Here is a 15943-nt window from a genome sequence, read left to right as displayed (position 1 = left end):
ATGTCTGATGCGGTCATGATCAATCTGGATGCCCCAGACTGGAACAAAGATGGTGAAAGCGGTTTATTACCAGCGATTATCCAGCATGTAGATACGCGCGAAGTGTTGATGCTTGGCTATATGAACCGTGACGCTCTGGCGGCAAGCTATGATAGCGGCAAGGTAACCTTTTATAGCCGTTCCAAGCAACGCCTCTGGATGAAAGGTGAAAGCTCGGGTAATATATTGACACTTATTGAGGTCAAACTTGATTGTGACAATGATAGTTTGTTGGTTTTGGCATCACCGGCTGGCCCCACTTGCCATACTGGTGCGCATTCATGCTTTGGTGAGAAAACAGCATCAAACACGACGTTTCTTGACCGCCTTGGGATTGTGATAAAGCAACGTCATGCCGCTATGCCAGCAGGTAGCTATACAACCAGTCTGTTTGAAGCTGGGAAAGCGCGTATCGCACAAAAGGTTGGTGAAGAGGGGGTTGAACTTGCTCTGGCCCGTATGAAGGATGATAAGGCCGAAATGGCCAATGAGTCGGCAGATTTGCTATTCCATATGATGGTATTGCTGGAAGATGCTGATTTATCACTGGCCGATGCGATTTCTGTTTTGCAAGACCGTCATAAATAAGTTTAATTATATTATGTCTGCTCTATGACAGTTAACTTTGATCTTTGACAGTGAAAAGGAATGATATAATGCAGAATAATTCTGATCGGCCACGCGCCATACCCACCAAACAGGCCGAAAATGATGCTTTTGTCGTTACACGCTGGGACTTTGCCCCGGGTGCTGAAACAGGCCGACATGTGCATGAGATGGATTATGTGGTTGTTCCCCTTACGACAGGGACACTGACTATCGAGGCGGCTGATGGCCAGATCACGCAAAGCCCCCTTACCAATGGTGTTTCTTATGCGCGCTATGCTGGTGTCGATCATAATGTGATAAATGACAGCGATAGCCCGTTCAGCTTTATCGAGATAGAAAAAAAGACCGCATAAATTTTGTTAGTGTCCGCCTGGCAACGGATGCTTTATTTGTAATGCGCACGCCGATCACCAAACTGCCGCACTCTTTTCCGCCATGCTTCATAGCTACCGCGTTTGAGGGTCTTGCGCATCAATGTTTTTACCTGACTATCGGATAAGCCATAAAGCATTTCAATCTGGGCGAAACTATCATGATCCGAAAGTGCCATCTGCACAATCTCGCTTATATCCTCCACGGCAAGCACGGGCATATTGGCAGGTTTTTTCATCGATGAAGCCACCTTTGCGTTGACAACCGTTTCAACGGAATATTTTCTGGGATAGTGAGAAGATTGGCTCCCCGGGACGGATTCGAACCGCCGGCCAAGCGATTAACAGTCGCTTGCTCTACCGCTGAGCTACCGGGGAATAGAGCCATAACCTATAAGACACACCATAAATGGTAAATCACAAGACTTGGTGAGGAGTTATACATCACCAACGCGCAGATGCAAGCGCGTTTTCATCAAAATTAAACTGCATTTTACGTGCCATTTATTCTGAATGGCAAAAATCAGGTTATTGTAAGTATCTGCATAGCGGCCCTCTGGATTGCCGTGGAATCAAGTGCGCCACCATCAATCTCTAATATAACCTCATGGCCATGCGCTGTCGCCGAACGGCGATAAGCCGGGTCGTAATGTGTTTCCAGTAAATCAGCTACCAAACCATCCCAGTCACCATCAGATGACAGGACTTTCCAACCATCAACAATGTCATGACCATAGCGTTTTACCAGCCCGTCAAATAGCGGTAGCAGCCGTTCTGGTTGATTGGTCATATGCTGGTAATCATGCCTTAAAAAGGCAACGCGGGCTTTTAATGTTGCTGTGACAAGCACTGTCTTGGCTGAACGCATTGAAGCGAATAATGCCGCCGGAATATGAAGTTGACCAATTTTATTGCTTTCTGCCTCGACAAAAACCGGACGAGTGCTATCGAATTGTTCAAGACAATGCGCAATTTCGGATTCAAACAAACGCTGCGCAGGTTGATCCGCATCCGGTTCAATGCCCAATAATGAACCACGATGTCTGGCAAGCCCTTCAAGATCGATGACCTGTGCCCCTAGCGCGCGGGCGGCTCGTAAAATATGCGTTTTGGCAGTGCCAGTGACGCCGCCAAGCTTGATAAAGCGCAATTTAGGCGGCATTTCATCCAGTCTTGTTAATATATCCCGCCGATAGCGTTTATAACCGCCATCGATCAATTTCACATGCCAGCCAATATCGCTGAGGATTTGCGCCATGGCACCGCTACGTTGTCCTCCCCGCCAGCAATAGACCATAGGACGCCAGTTACGCGGCTTGTCAGCCAGACTTTGCTGTAAATGTGAGGCAATATTCTGTGCGACCAATGCCGCACCTGCAAGTTTGGCTTCAAAAGGGCCGGTCTGTTTATACATGGTGCCAATATCAATACGTTGCTGGTTGTTTAAGACCGGTAAATTTATCGCCCCTATAATATGATCATCGGCAAATTCAGCTGGCGTGCGCACATCGATAACCGTATCAACATCATCATTGTGCCACCATTCGGTAATTCGTTTTATGGGTGCACCCATTAGCCAGCATCCTTTGCTGACAGGGTTATGCCACTCTTACTATGCGTTATACGCCCGACAATTGCGGGGTGATGACCTGTCGCAACCAATGCCGCAAGGATGTGGTCAGCCTGTTCAGGTTTTGCCAGCATCGCCAGACCACCACTTGTTTGCGGGTCAAATAATAATGGCGTTCTATGTTGATCACAGCCATTATGATCGAGTCGAACCGCCGCCTGATTTTGGCCAGCAAGGCTGGAAACAATGCCATTATCGGCCATGAACTGGGCACCAGGTAAAGAGATGATGGCATCCGGATAAAGATAGCATCCTGTTGCCCCCGCACGATTAGCCAGATTAAGCACATGCCGCGCCAGACCGAACCCAGTTATGTCAGTTACCCATTCGATACCATGTTCCATGGCTATCTTGGTGGCCTGATGATTGCTCATGCACATAGTATCGATTGTGGATGTGATCCAGTTCCCACGAGCTTTCAATTGCATATGTCCCGCCATGACGAGGCCAGTGCCAATCGGTTTTGACAGAATAATCACCGCATCTTTGGGGGCTGGTGTATATGCGCCATGTTCGGGACGCGTGCCTGTTACAGAAAAGCCAACCGACAAGGACCCGCCTTCGCTGGTATGGCCGCCAACCAGCTTTACACCTGCCTTGCTATGAGCCAGTAAAGTCCCTGCAAGAATGTGCGTGAGCTGGTCAGTTTGAATCGATATTTTTGCTTCATTCAAATTAATAATAGCCAATGAATATAATGGCTTTCCAAGCATTGCGTATATATCACTAAAAGCGTGAACCGAAGCTATTTGACCAAGCTTAAATGGGTCTGACACAATTTCGGACAGCATATCGACAGACTGCAATATCCGCATATTGGGTGCCGGTGAGGGCAGTGATGCGGCGTCTTCTGCAAGGCTGTCATCTGGCATCAGATCGGGATCAGCCCCCATCCCTATGGCTATAGACACCGCTTCACGCATCGCATTTTGTAGCGTTTCATGGCCTGTTTTGGCACCGCAACCAAGACAACGCATTGCCGCAAAAGCTGGATCACTGTGTTTGCCTTCATCGGAATTGATCGCGTCTAAAGTGTCTGTTTTTGGGGTGGGGGGCATAGCAAGAGATTTATACTTACCCATAAAGCGTTGATCGATCCAGACTTTGAGTCGCCACAGATAGTGCGCTTTAAACCCAAACGACCCATGCGCGGCGATTGCGGCCCCGTCGGCTGTACCGATAAGCGCCAGATAACGTGATTGTGGATTCCATGGGCGGAGTGATTGCTGCTTGATATAGCGTTGCAGGTTCTGGGCAAGGATTCGTCCTGCACGAACCGCAAAAACGCCTGCTTTAGGTCTGCTATATGGATGTAAAGACGCGATATCACCACTTGCAAAAATATAGGGGTGGCTCAATGACTGTAAATTTTGTCCAACTCGAATAAAACCGTTTTCATCACGTTCAATTGTAGATGAGGCTAACCATGCAGGTGGTTTCACCGCAGATACCAGAAAACAGGCGTCAAAATCATATGTCTGGCCATCACGACATGAAAGGCCATTAGCGTGAATGCTAGTGACTTCTGCACCCTTATGGATATGAGCACCAATAGCGTTCAAATCAGCTTCGATCAATTTTCCGGCTCGTGCTGCCATATATGGCATAAGACGGTTCGAGCGACTGAACAGGCGCAATTCAGGTCTTTTTCCCGTCTCAGTCAACCATCGTTTGGATAAAGCGAGCGCTAATTCGCACCCTGCCGCCCCACCGCCAATAACACTCAACTTATGTTTTTTGTCAGCTGAAAGCACGTCATTTAGCCGATGTTGAAATTGTGCAATCGGTTTGACGGGAATAGCATGTTCCATTGCACCATCAATTGCGTCTAAGGCAGGCTGACCGCCTATATTGACAGAAAGCACATCAAACCGAAGGGTAGGGCGATGATCAAACAAAAGTCGTTTATGGTCGGCATCAATGCCTGTACATGACGCGTGAATGATACGTGCGCCAGCAAATTGCGCTAATGTGGCAAGATCGATATGCAGATCATCATCGTCCCACACCCCTTCAACAAAGCCAGGTAACATCCCTGAATAGGGCGTTCGCATATCGTTGGTTACAAGGGTTAACCGAATGCCCGCTATCGGTTTCATCGCAAACATCTTCAAAACGGCGATCTGGGCATGGCCACCGCCAAGAAGCACCACATCACCCAGAATTGAAGAGCTGGATTTATCCATTAACGGTTATAGTGACCAAGCTTGCCGCTGAAATAGGCTGCTGGTGTGCCTTCCTGTTGTTTGATTGACACAACCTCACCAATAAAGATTGTGTGATCACCACCTTCATATTCGGTCCAATGCCGGCAATCAAAACTTGCCAAGCAACCATTTAGAACCGGGTGACCAGAAACGCCTCTTTCCCAGTCAACACCATCAAAACGGTTCGGTGTTTGACTTGCAAAACGTCCACATAAATCAGCCTGTGCCGACGCCATCACATTGACAACAAAACCATCCGCATCACGAAAGGCCTGTAAATTACCATTACGGTTATCAAGCGACCATAAGACCAAAGGCGGATCTAAAGACACGGAATTGAAAGAATTAACAGTAAGACCATAGGGGGTGCCATCAGTTTGTATGATCGTGACAATGGTCACACCTGTCAGAAACTTGCCCATTGCATTGCGCATTTCTAAAGGTTCTACGATAGTAGAATTGTTTTCCGTTACGATGGCCATCTTATACCCCTATTTATTCAATCATAATAAAACCAACATAGTCACTGGCACCCGAACAGCAATGGAAATATTGGAAAAGCTGGCAGAAAACATAATTTTTTCCGCACCAATCAATGACATAAAAACAGCACTGATTATGCTTGGAAATTATGATTGATTGGGTGAGTGCCCCAAAAATGAGCGTTTTTAAGGCATAATGCCCAAAGTTATGGAGGCCCGGACCGGAATTGAACCGATGTACACGGTTTTGCAAACCGCTGCATAACCACTCTGCCACCGGGCCTGCGTGATATTGGTCAGGTAATACCGAATGCGGCAGGGCGCGTCAATGATGCCATGCAGATATTAAATAAACTTAAATAGAAAATGCTAAAAAATTATTAATTACTTTATCTTTTGGCTTCCTAAATATTGCCAATAGAGATTTTATGCGTTCGACAAACATAGATGTTAGGTTTAAAAAACCACATTCAGGTTTTTCAACGATTGAGCTTCTTGTCGCACTTTCATTGTTTGCCGTGGTCAGTGTTGCCGCCATTCAATTTGTTTCGCAGAATAAGATAAGTTTACTTCAAGGACGAAACGAACTAACGACACAACAAAAGAACGAAGCCATAGCGGCTTTTATTTATGATGATTTCAGGCGTGACCAGCTGAGCGATACATTGCAATCACCTGTGTATATAAACAGCACAATGCCGCAGGACCTTCAAGACGCCCCCCCGCTTGTTGTGGGCACTGTTTTTGGCAATGGAAGTCGCTATAACGGCACTGTGCCAAAGTGCAAACTCAGTTCCGACGCCATTATTCGTTTCAGCACTTTCAGTATTGAAAAAAATTGCAAGGATGCGGCTGGTCATAACATCGCTGAAAATATAAATGCAATTCTGTCGCGTGGCGGCAAGATCGCATTTGCACTGGAAGGCGGCGGTGGCCGATGTACTGTATCATTGCCAATTCAGAACGCATCATCAAGCAATCCGTCTTTAAGAGTATTCGTTGAGGACGCTACCTGTTTAACGCAAGCCGCAAACCAGTCATTACCTGTCAAAGCAGGGCAACAAATTATCTTTCCCCGCTATGTTGCTTATAGCCGAGATAACCCTGGCAGTTTTTATACATCCATGATCGAGCCAATTGACAAAAGCGCCCCGGGCCTGACCATAGAAATGCCTGCAATATTCACCAGCATAAGTAGCGTTTTAACGGCGCTTAAAGATATTGGCGTTTATGCGCTGGATACAGCAGCGCAGCTCAGTCTGGAAATTAACACGTCGCACCCAACAAACCGGCTTCGTTTTTCGTCAATTCCGTCCGGAATGACGATTACGGGTGATAATAGTTCAAATGTGATGTTTCAGGGCTCACCAACACAAGTAGCAAGCCTTCTTTCAAATCTTCAATACCAATCGGATAACGGGTTTTTTGGTGATGATATTTTAACCCTCAATGCCCGAGCAGGAATAATCAGCCGCACAGCATCTTCCACCATAAAGGTAACGGCAAATTGCGGTGGTGTTGCAAATGGCACGGCCACGCGTTTTGACCTTGGCCGCTATAATGCTTCTTCGAAAACATTTGAAGTACGTGAATTTGTGACGACTGTATCCGTATGGAGTAATCTCTATCCGCAAGATTATTATGGATATTGCGGTCCCTTAAAAAATCAACCCAAACAGTATGTTAGGTTTGATCGCACAGACGGCGTGCCAAGCTATTATCAATACATAAAAGAACAAGGTGATCCTTTTCCATGTACGAGGCCACATGCTGCCGATGCAAATTTACCTGGTAAATATATCAACTATTCACCAAAAAACCGCGATGAAGTTCCAGATAGCGTCACCGTTTTCTTACATGAACAACATAATCTCAATACGGTTGACCGCTTCAGCTTGTTTTTTGTTTTTGATGATAATGATAAAACTGGCGGCAAAGCATATTTTAATCTAAACAATATAGAACCTAACCGCGATTTAACATCTTTTGCCGATAAATTTACATTTGCTGATGATCCCCATGAATATAGACCATCCACGATTCACTCATCTGGAAAGCTTAGGATAACCCCGGGGTGGGATAAATCACATGATGGCGTTGTGCTTCCCCTTCGACTTCCCAGTAATGGTAAACGTAATGGCACATATGAATTGGAATTCTATAATCAGGATCCAGATGGCGATGGCGATGTTAACCCTCGACTCGAAATGCTTTTAACTGACAACATCACAAAATGGAATATTCGCGCCGTCAATGATTCAGGTATTGGCGTTAGCTATCGGCAATTTACTATACGCGACAAACCGGACATTCAGTTGCGTATTAGCGAGTCCCAAAGATGTCCAACGCCATGATGCTCTAAAATTGTCCGTAATTTATCGGATAGAAGGAGCCATCAATAACACCCAATTTACCCGCATAGACACCAATTTCACCCGTTTCTGACATGGCGCAGGATACAATAACAAGCTCCTCAAATACCGCACCCGTTTTGCGCCCATTATCATATGCAAATGTAACTACAGATCGGTTGTTTGATACTGTCATTGGTGAATGGTGAATATTTGGGTCAAAAATGTCAAAGCCACCAAGATATTCATTATCGACTGCATTAATGCGTTTGAAACAAGCTGTACCAATGGGGATAACCGATGGTGATATGCCCGTTTTGAAAAAGCTGGGAATGCCACCATCAAGTTTTGTCATATGAAACCCAAGTTCGAAATTCTCTCGCGCCTCATGCCCAAGATGAGACGTGACGCGAAGTGAGACTGCGCTTTCCCGGCTTTTATGCACTGTGTTTAGTAAGGGAACAGCAATGGCGCCAAGAAGCGTGACAATGACAAGAACGGATATAATTGCAAAACCAGCTTGCGGCTCTCTCATGATTTGACCATGATGATGTTCGGGGTGAGCTGACATATTGTGCTGATCAATTTTTACAGATCTTATCATAGTTACTGTTCCATTCAGGTCGCCTTGGCCATGCGGCCGATAATAGTCACGCAAAAAGATAGCTGCAATTTATCTGATTTATTTAATGCGTCACAATTTCACATTTAATATTTAATTATTTAAAATCAGTAATATGAACAATATTTTTAATGTTGTTTATCTGTCGTATATTTGTTTTTTCTAAATTTTAAAAGTTAACAGATAGTAATTTACGAAAGGTTAATATTGTATCTGGAGACAATTTTGCTGGTTTCATTAATTGATTATCTGGTGTGTCAAAAAACCAATTTGAGACGCTGTAATGCTAGTAAATCTGGTTTTTCACTTGTCGAATTGTTGGTTTACATCACAGTTTTCGCCGTGGCGTCGATAGGCATATCGTCAATTTTCTTAACACTACAGAAACATCATGTTGAGGTAAATCAACTTGGAGAATATGAAGGCCAAAAGGATTTGGCGCAAAAACTGCTAAGGGTAAATCTAAGAAATGCCAAAAGCATTGGTATAAGTGATGTTAAATTAAATGACTCGGCTTGCCTGCAACTAAATAATGAAGTCTCGTCTCAACGTGTCGGAATAAAATTCAATGGTGCCGGACGAACCATTGAAAGTCTGCAGACAGTCAATATTACCGATGCCATGGCCAGAAGTATTTCGTTCTGGGTTAAAGCTGAAAATGGACAAGTACAAGAAAATGTTATTCTGAGATGGGGAGAAACAAGCGGTCGTCAATTTGCAATTTTGTTGCGGAACGGTGAGCTGTTTGTCGAATTGGAAGGTTCTCTTTTCGGGACCTATGGGGGCATTAATTTTTTAGATAATTCATGGCACCACGTTGTCATAACCTTTCCACATTCGACAACCAGTACGGTAATCAATGGGAGTATTCTCAAACAATATGTTGATGGTGTTCGACAAAATGGAAATAGACGTGAAGGCACATACGGCGTTCCGTTCATCGACCGGATGAGAACAACAGCGTCAAAGTTGCTGGTTGGCGCCCGTGATAAAAAAGGAACTCATTCTTTTAAAGGTGGTATATCAGACTTACGGATTTGGGACGATGAACTTGAGGTACAAGATATATCTAGACTACTTAATGAAGAGGCTGGTGTGAATACCGTAAAAACGTCAGCACAGATTTTGAACTGGGCGATGTTTGACTTAGGTTCAACACAACAGTCGCAGATATCTGATTTCAGTGGCCGCAACAATCATGGAATGTTGCAGAATTTTGATAGTGGTGACTTAATTTCATTTGGTAATATGAAAAACGTTAACTCACAGAAATTCTGTTTTTTTGATCTTGATGCAGATAGCTTTTACGAACTCTGGCAAGGTGAAGGCGATACCCCCCAAAACCCAACTGGTCAGAATGGGTGGGCGGCGAAAAGTAAAGATGTTTTTGTTCCGGGTAATGACGGATTTTTTAACAATGTTGGAACAAGTCCGGAGACCGTTACTGCAAATTTTGCCATAGGGCTAGCCTCTGGTTCCAATGTCACCGTGGCGCAAAAAAATGTAACCACTAGCTTTTCCAAAAATATTATCGCGCCAGAACAAGCGTTATGTTCAATTACCCCTAGTGATGTTTTTATAGCGCCCGGGTGCAGTGTTAATCAAGCCTTTGCGGCCATTGTTGAAGGTTTTGATCCAGAACATGATGTCTTAACTGTCCCTGCACAATCGAAACAAACGATGGCAATGTTTACGCAATATTCTGGCATTAATAATTTACCACCATCGGTGAACGCAACGTGGAATCAGTTAGATGGTATTTTGCGCTTTTACTCGAATGACAATAAAAATCTGCCCACACAAATATGGAATCGGGCAATGCGGTCTGTAAGACTTGAGTCATTGGCAACAAATTACAGCATAGAAAAGAAAATTGTTTTTAGTTTGGGTGAACACGCCATGGAAATTAATGGAAAATTCCATTTTTATGATTTTGTATATCACAATGGGCAACCTTATAGTTTTAATACAGCTTTAGCCAGAGCGCATCAAATTGAACCAAAGATGTGTGGTCTTCAGCCCTATTTGATGACAATAACAAGCCCCGAAGAAAGCTATTTTATAGATCAAACGTTTATGGGCAGACCCTATCATGGTTGGATTGGGGCCAGTGAAACCGAACCAGGCAACTGGCGTTGGATCAATGGCCCCGATAATGGCACAAGGTTTTGGTCAGGGCATGGTAGCGGTATTCCGATTATCGATGACAGCACAGATAATGGGGTGGCAACCAATTTACTTATGTACCGAAATCCAGTGGATAATATGCTAAGCGTTTTTGATAATGACCTGGCACCTTTGTGGATAAAGAATACCGATACGCGGAAAATACGATTTTCAAATTTTTCACTTGGGCAAACGGGGAAAAATGTAAACGAGTTTCAACCCAAGAGAAGCGTTTCATATTCCACAAGCCCTGCTAAGCACTTGATCATTAATCGCAGTTCAAGAGGGGCTGGGTTGTGGCGCTCAGCGCCTGCGAATGCAGCATATTGTCAAACGCCGACACCCGATCTTGAGAGAATATGTGGTCATTATCGTGAATGGGGTGGCATGGCAACAGATCCAAATATTCAATCGGCGAACAGCGTCACCATCGACATGGAAATTCATAATAAGTATTGCAAGGCAACACCCTAGTCTGATTTTTTTGACCTGTTTGGTTCACCAGCATTGAAGTTGTCTGACACAAAGCCTATAAGTTCATGATTAGCTTAATATCTTGATGATGAGATGCCTGAAATGAATGACACGCAGTTTGCAAATGCCCGTGAAATGATGGTTAATTGCCAAATTAGGCCAAACAAGGTTACCGATGAACGTGTGCTTGACGCCTTTTCGACGATACCCCGTGAAGCCTTTGTGGCGAAGCACCAGCGCTCAATTGCCTATATTGACGAAGATCTAATGCTGACGAATGGTAGATGTTTGATGGAACCAATGGTTCTTTCACGGCTGACTCAAGCTCTTGAAATCCGGAGCGATGATAATGTTCTGGTTGTTGGTGCTGGTTCGGGCTATGGCACGGCTATAATGGCACAAATAGCGGGTTCGGTCATTGCCATTGAAACCCGCACGCAACTTGTAGATAAAGCCCAAGAAACGCTGGCTAACATTGGTATTGATAATGCGGCCTTTATTAAGTCTCGCCTCGCTGATGGTTATCCTGAAGAAGGTCCTTATGACCGTATCATCATTGAGGGGGGTGTTGAAACAGTACCTGATAGTTTACTCAAGCAACTGACCCCAAAGGGGCGTCTAGTGGCAGTTAAACGGGCTAAAAATGAAGCTGTTGGTGTAGCCTGCCTGTGGACGCGGGCTGGAGATAACTTTTCATATACGCCCCTTTTTAACGCTCAGGTGCCCAACCTAGACGAGTTCAACACTAAAGTTGAGTTTGTCTTTTAATTTGTTTGATGATGCCACTGCATTATGGAGACTATGAAATTGATGACTTATGTTTCCCGATCATTCGCTTATGCCGTTGCGCTTTTTGCCACTGTTATGCTGGGACCAACAACCACGTTTTCAGCTACGCTTGACGAGGCATTGCGCGCTAGTCTTGTCAATAGTGCTGAACTGGCCGCCGCGCGGCAAAGCTGGGTGTCGGCGCGCGAACAAATTGGGGTATCTACATCCACAAGTGATCTAACAGGTACTGTCAAAATCACTGGCAATCAATCACATAGCGATTCCAGCACTACGAGTGGTTTTAAACAATCACAATATGCGTCAGCAGCCATTACCTTGAGTAAGAATCTCTATGATGGGGGGCAATCGGCCGAAAACGCAAAGCTAGCGGAATACAAACTAGATGCGGCTACCGCCAGCTACAGCAATTCCGAACAAGCTTTGATATTGAAAACAATCGAGGCATATCTTGATGTTGTAAAGGCACAACGCGAAGTGTCTTTACATGCAGATAATCTGGCGCGACTCGAGTCTCATGTAAAAGCCGCAGAAGCCCGTGTTAGAGCAGGCGCCGCCACTCCAACACGTATAGCTGAGTCAAAAGCACGCTATGCACGCGCACAATCAGATGCTATCGCAGCTGCCGCAGATTTGCAAAATGCAGATGATAAACTCCATTCATTAACGGGTATCGAATTACGCGATCTGTCTCTGCCTGCGGCGTTATCTTCGCTACCGGCCACATTGATTGAAGCCGAGAATATCGCCCGCGCTGAACATCCAAATATCCGCAAAGCCATTGCGAATGAATTGAGTGCAAGTCAGCAATTCAATACATTGGCGGCGGCGGTTAAACCAACAGTGAGTCTTTCTTTGTCAGCCAGTTCAAAAGATAAGACCGGCACTGCAGGTGATCTAGATGATATGTCAGCCCAGATTGTATTTTCTTCACCGTTTCTGACGACGAATGCGACACGGGCAAAGTCTCGTAGTGTGTCTGCAAGCCATGCCCAAAGCAAATTTGCCCGCGATGAAGCCATTCGTGCTGTAGATGTAGATTTACGAAGTGCGTTTCGTAATATGAACACAACGAAAATACGCCTTGATGCTGTAACCAGCGAATTAGAAGCTACGAGGCTGGTTGCGCGTGGTATTGTCAGCGAAGTAACCTTTGGACAGAAAACAATCCTTGATCAGCTTGATGCCGAGCAGGATGTAAATGCCGCTGAGTTACGACTTGTCAATGCAGAACATGATATCATCCTAGCTTCCTATAGATTTAAGGCGGCTATGGGTCGGTTATCTGCGGTTAATCTAGGACTTGGCGATGTTTTGCCATCTTTGACCAATTTGCCGTCACCTGATGACATGTTTACCGGCACGATTCCTATCACAAAATAGGTGTTCAGCTATAAATATGAAATGAGTGGGGCTTGCTAACCTGCGGTCTCATATCAAAAAGATAGCAATTTTTTTGCGGCTCATTTAGAACACCGTATATATTTATTTCTCGATTGTTTTCACAACTTACATACGTGTCATGACTGAACCCACACTTCCAAAAAATTATAACCCTCAGGCTATCGAAGAGCGCTGGTATGACATGTGGGATCAAAGCAATCATTTTGCCTGTGATCCATCTTCATCTAGTACGCCATATACAATCATGATGCCACCGCCAAATGTGACAGGCAGTTTGCATATGGGGCATGCACTGACATTCACGTTGCAGGATTTGCTGATCCGCTATCATCGCATGATTGGCCGCGATACATTATGGCAACCGGGAACAGATCATGCCGGTATTGCCACGCAGATGGTTGTTGAGCGCAAACTGGCTGCCGAAAATGTTAACCGCCGTGATCTGGGACGTGATGCGTTCATTGAAAAGGTTTGGGAATGGAAAGCCGAATCCGGAGGCATGATCCAGAACCAGTTAAAGCGTCTTGGGGCGTCGCCCGACTGGTCGCGTGAACGGTTTACAATGGATGATGGCTTATCGGAAGCTGTCATCAAAACCTTTGTCAGCCTTCATCGTGATGGATTGATCTATCGTGACAAGCGGTTGGTCAATTGGGATCCAAAGCTGATGACGGCAATTTCGGATCTTGAAGTTGAACAGCGTGATGGCGAAAACCCGATGTGGCATCTCCGATACCGCATTGAAGGTACCGAGGACGAGTATATTTCAATTGCCACAACACGTCCCGAAACCATGCTTGGTGACGGTGCTGTTGCTGTTCATCCGGATGATGAACGTTATAGGCATCTGGTCGGAAAAATGTGCATACTGCCTTTATCCAATCGACCGATACCTATCATCGCCGATGAATATCCGGACATGGAAAAAGGCTCTGGCGCGGTCAAAATAACACCAGCACATGACTTTAATGACTTTGAAGTTGGACGACGTCATGATCTGCCATTGATCAATCTAATGACCGCCGAAGCCAAGATGGAAAGTATTCCAGAAATTCCTGAAAAATATCATGGTTTAGACCGCTATGATGCCCGTAAACAAATTCTCGCCGATCTGGATGCTGAAGGCATGGTTGTTGGCGTTGAAACCGTAGCTAATTCAGTACCCCATGGCGATAGATCTGGCGTTGTTATAGAGCCATGGCTGATGGATCAATGGTATGTGAACGCCGAAGAATTAGCTAAACCCGCGATCAAGGCTGTGGAAGAGGGACGCACCAAATTTGTACCTGAACGCTGGGACAAAACCTATTTTGAATGGATGCGCAATATCCAGCCATGGTGTATTTCGCGGCAATTATGGTGGGGGCATCGTATTCCAGCATGGTATGGGCCAGACGGGCATCCATTTGTCGAGGAAAATGAAGCTGATGCCTTTGCGTCTGCAAAAGCGCATTATGGCAAGGATGTTGAACTCAACCGTGATGAAGATGTGCTTGATACCTGGTTTTCCAGTGGATTATGGCCATTTTCAACGCTTGGCTGGCCTGAAGATAATGATCTGGTGAAACGTTATTATCCGGGTGATGTTCTGGTCACCGGTTTTGATATTATCTTTTTCTGGGTTGCCCGCATGATGATGATGTCGATGCATTTCATGGATGGTGAAGTGCCATTCCGCGAGGTCTATATTCATGCCCTTGTGCGTGATGAAAAAGGCCAGAAAATGTCAAAGTCAAAGGGTAACGTCATCGACCCTCTTGGCATTATCGATCAATATGGTGCTGATCCACTTCGTTTCACCTTGGCAGCCATGGCCGCGCAGGGCCGTGATATAAAGATGTCGATACCGCGTCTGGAAGGCTATCGCAACTTTGCCACCAAGATATGGAATGCCTGTCGTTTTCTTGAAATGAATGGCTGTATCATTGATAAAGACATTAAAGTTGAAGATGCAAAACAATCCATAAATAAATGGATAATAAGCGAATTTAATAATACGATAGAAAAAACATCTAAGGCGATTGAGGCTTACCGCTTCAATGAAGCGGCGGATGTTCTGTATCAGTTCATGTGGCATTCATATTGCGATTGGTATGTTGAACTTATCAAACCGACTTTGATGAACAGTAAAGATAATGCTGACGCTGGAGATGATCAGGCGACTTTGGAAACCAAAGCCACTGCCAGCGCCATTCTGGCTGGCACATTACGTCTGTTGCATCCATTTATGCCGTATCTGACCGAAGAGTTGAATGAAAAGATCTTCAACAGCAATGATATGCTGATTGGTGCTTCATGGCCGAAAGCGTTTGATATTGCCGCAGATGATGCCGTTGAAGAAGTGCGTTTTATCACATCTCTGATTAGTGAAATTCGTTATATACGCACCGAAATGAACGTACCGTTGTCAGCCAAGCCAGCGTTGCTGATTAATGGTGCAACAGAGCTGCAATCGCGTGCCATTACGAATCAACAAGCCGCGTTACTGCGGATTGCCCGGCTTGAAACAGTTACAGAAACTGCAGAATTCGGCAGTGGGTGCGCGCAGGGGCTTGTTGACGGGCTGGATATTGCGCTACCATTGGCAGATATTCTTGATCTGGATGCTGAAGCCGCGCGTCTAAATAAGGAAATAACCGCTGTTAGCGCAGAAATTGAAAAGATTGCCCGTAAACTCGACAATCCTGGCTTTATTGCCAAAGCACCCGATGATGTAATTGTCGAAAACAGACGACGTCTAGAAGAAGAAAATGTAAAGCGTGACGGTTTACATGTAGCGCTTAGCCGGTTGGGTTAACC

At 45.2% G+C, this 15943-nt stretch carries 12 protein-coding genes and 2 tRNA genes; 7 read left to right on the top strand and 7 right to left on the bottom strand.

Annotation, left to right across the window (positions count from 1 at the left end; all coding sequences use genetic code 11):
* Both hisIE and SAR116_RS02260 read left to right on the top strand, forming a co-directional pair.
* The gene (hisIE, locus tag SAR116_RS02265; RefSeq protein ID WP_013045311.1) at positions 1-627 is read left to right on the top strand and encodes a bifunctional phosphoribosyl-AMP cyclohydrolase/phosphoribosyl-ATP diphosphatase HisIE; all 627 of its coding nucleotides are present in this window, start codon (positions 1-3) and stop codon (positions 625-627) included.
* Positions 628-695: 68 nt separating this feature from the next.
* Positions 696-1001, top strand: coding sequence for a cupin domain-containing protein (locus tag SAR116_RS02260; RefSeq protein WP_013045310.1), 306 nt, complete (start codon positions 696-698; stop codon positions 999-1001).
* Positions 1002-1033: 32 nt separating this feature from the next.
* Here SAR116_RS02260 and SAR116_RS02255 read toward each other — a convergent pair whose 3' ends face one another.
* The 6 genes from SAR116_RS02255 to SAR116_RS02230 all read right to left on the bottom strand — a co-directional run bounded on the left by SAR116_RS02255 (position 1034) and on the right by SAR116_RS02230 (position 5621).
* A complete protein-coding gene (locus SAR116_RS02255; RefSeq protein WP_013045309.1) occupies positions 1034-1258 on the bottom strand; it encodes a DUF2805 domain-containing protein in 225 nt (74 codons plus the stop codon).
* A 64-nt stretch (positions 1259-1322) separates the two neighbouring features.
* Positions 1323-1397 (bottom strand) — tRNA-Asn (locus SAR116_RS02250).
* Between the two features lie 145 nt (positions 1398-1542).
* On the bottom strand, positions 1543-2592 hold the full coding sequence (mnmH, locus tag SAR116_RS02245; RefSeq protein ID WP_013045308.1) for a tRNA 2-selenouridine(34) synthase MnmH: 1050 nt from the start codon (positions 2590-2592) through the stop codon (positions 1543-1545).
* Positions 2592-4835, bottom strand: coding sequence for a slr1591 family oxidoreductase (gene selD / locus SAR116_RS02240; RefSeq protein ID WP_013045307.1), 2244 nt, complete (start codon positions 4833-4835; stop codon positions 2592-2594). The genes mnmH and selD overlap by 1 nt, the downstream gene beginning before the upstream one ends.
* Positions 4835-5338 (bottom strand): flavin reductase family protein, encoded by a 504-nt coding sequence (locus SAR116_RS02235; protein WP_013045306.1) that lies wholly within the window; start codon positions 5336-5338, stop codon positions 4835-4837. Before SAR116_RS02235 ends, selD begins: the two co-directional genes overlap by 1 nt.
* A gap of 209 nt (positions 5339-5547) precedes the next feature.
* A tRNA-Cys gene (locus tag SAR116_RS02230) sits at positions 5548-5621 on the bottom strand.
* A gap of 448 nt (positions 5622-6069) precedes the next feature.
* Between SAR116_RS02230 and SAR116_RS02225 the strand changes: the two genes are divergently transcribed.
* Positions 6070-7692, top strand: coding sequence for a hypothetical protein (locus tag SAR116_RS02225; RefSeq protein ID WP_190275461.1), 1623 nt, complete (start codon positions 6070-6072; stop codon positions 7690-7692).
* A 4-nt stretch (positions 7693-7696) separates the two neighbouring features.
* On the opposite strand, the gene SAR116_RS02220 is transcribed toward SAR116_RS02225, so the two are convergent.
* Positions 7697-8224: a hypothetical protein gene (locus tag SAR116_RS02220; protein ID WP_148212233.1), complete on the bottom strand. Its 528-nt coding sequence runs from the start codon at positions 8222-8224 to the stop codon at positions 7697-7699.
* 312 nt (positions 8225-8536) lie between these two features.
* On the opposite strand from SAR116_RS02220, the gene SAR116_RS02215 reads away from it, so the two are divergent.
* The 4 genes from SAR116_RS02215 to SAR116_RS02200 all read left to right on the top strand — a co-directional run bounded on the left by SAR116_RS02215 (position 8537) and on the right by SAR116_RS02200 (position 15941).
* Positions 8537-10951, top strand: a complete 2415-nt coding sequence (locus SAR116_RS02215; RefSeq protein WP_013045303.1) for a LamG-like jellyroll fold domain-containing protein — start codon at positions 8537-8539, stop codon at positions 10949-10951.
* 102 nt (positions 10952-11053) lie between these two features.
* On the top strand, positions 11054-11719 hold the full coding sequence (locus SAR116_RS02210; protein WP_041860718.1) for a protein-L-isoaspartate O-methyltransferase family protein: 666 nt from the start codon (positions 11054-11056) through the stop codon (positions 11717-11719).
* Positions 11720-11761: 42 nt separating this feature from the next.
* The gene (locus SAR116_RS02205) at positions 11762-13123 is read left to right on the top strand and encodes a TolC family protein (protein WP_013045301.1); all 1362 of its coding nucleotides are present in this window, start codon (positions 11762-11764) and stop codon (positions 13121-13123) included.
* Positions 13124-13262: 139 nt separating this feature from the next.
* Entirely contained in the window at positions 13263-15941 is a 2679-nt protein-coding gene (locus SAR116_RS02200; RefSeq protein ID WP_013045300.1) for a valine--tRNA ligase, read from the top strand.
* Positions 15942-15943: the final 2 nt, after the last annotated feature.

Origin of the sequence: Candidatus Puniceispirillum marinum IMCC1322, from assembly GCF_000024465.1 — a bacterium.
GTDB classification, from domain to species: Bacteria; Pseudomonadota; Alphaproteobacteria; order Puniceispirillales; family Puniceispirillaceae; genus Puniceispirillum; species Puniceispirillum marinum.
Note: the sequence above shows the minus strand (reverse complement) of the source record. Positions and strands in the feature narration are given on the sequence as shown.

What these genes read in the sequence shown, in the direction of transcription:
- hisIE (WP_013045311.1), top strand. Translation starts at nt 1, where the DNA reads ATGTCTGATGCGGTCATGATCAATCTGGATGCCCCAGACTGGAACAAA.
- SAR116_RS02260 (WP_013045310.1), top strand. Translation starts at nt 696, where the DNA reads ATGCAGAATAATTCTGATCGGCCACGCGCCATACCCACCAAACAGGCC.
- SAR116_RS02255 (WP_013045309.1), bottom strand. Translation starts at nt 1,258, where the DNA reads ATGAAAAAACCTGCCAATATGCCCGTGCTTGCCGTGGAGGATATAAGC.
- mnmH (WP_013045308.1), bottom strand. Translation starts at nt 2,592, where the DNA reads ATGGGTGCACCCATAAAACGAATTACCGAATGGTGGCACAATGATGAT.
- selD (WP_013045307.1), bottom strand. Translation starts at nt 4,835, where the DNA reads ATGGATAAATCCAGCTCTTCAATTCTGGGTGATGTGGTGCTTCTTGGC.
- SAR116_RS02235 (WP_013045306.1), bottom strand. Translation starts at nt 5,338, where the DNA reads ATGGCCATCGTAACGGAAAACAATTCTACTATCGTAGAACCTTTAGAA.
- SAR116_RS02220 (WP_148212233.1), bottom strand. Translation starts at nt 8,224, where the DNA reads ATGAGAGAGCCGCAAGCTGGTTTTGCAATTATATCCGTTCTTGTCATT.
- SAR116_RS02210 (WP_041860718.1), top strand. Translation starts at nt 11,054, where the DNA reads ATGAATGACACGCAGTTTGCAAATGCCCGTGAAATGATGGTTAATTGC.
- SAR116_RS02205 (WP_013045301.1), top strand. Translation starts at nt 11,762, where the DNA reads ATGACTTATGTTTCCCGATCATTCGCTTATGCCGTTGCGCTTTTTGCC.
- SAR116_RS02200 (WP_013045300.1), top strand. Translation starts at nt 13,263, where the DNA reads ATGACTGAACCCACACTTCCAAAAAATTATAACCCTCAGGCTATCGAA.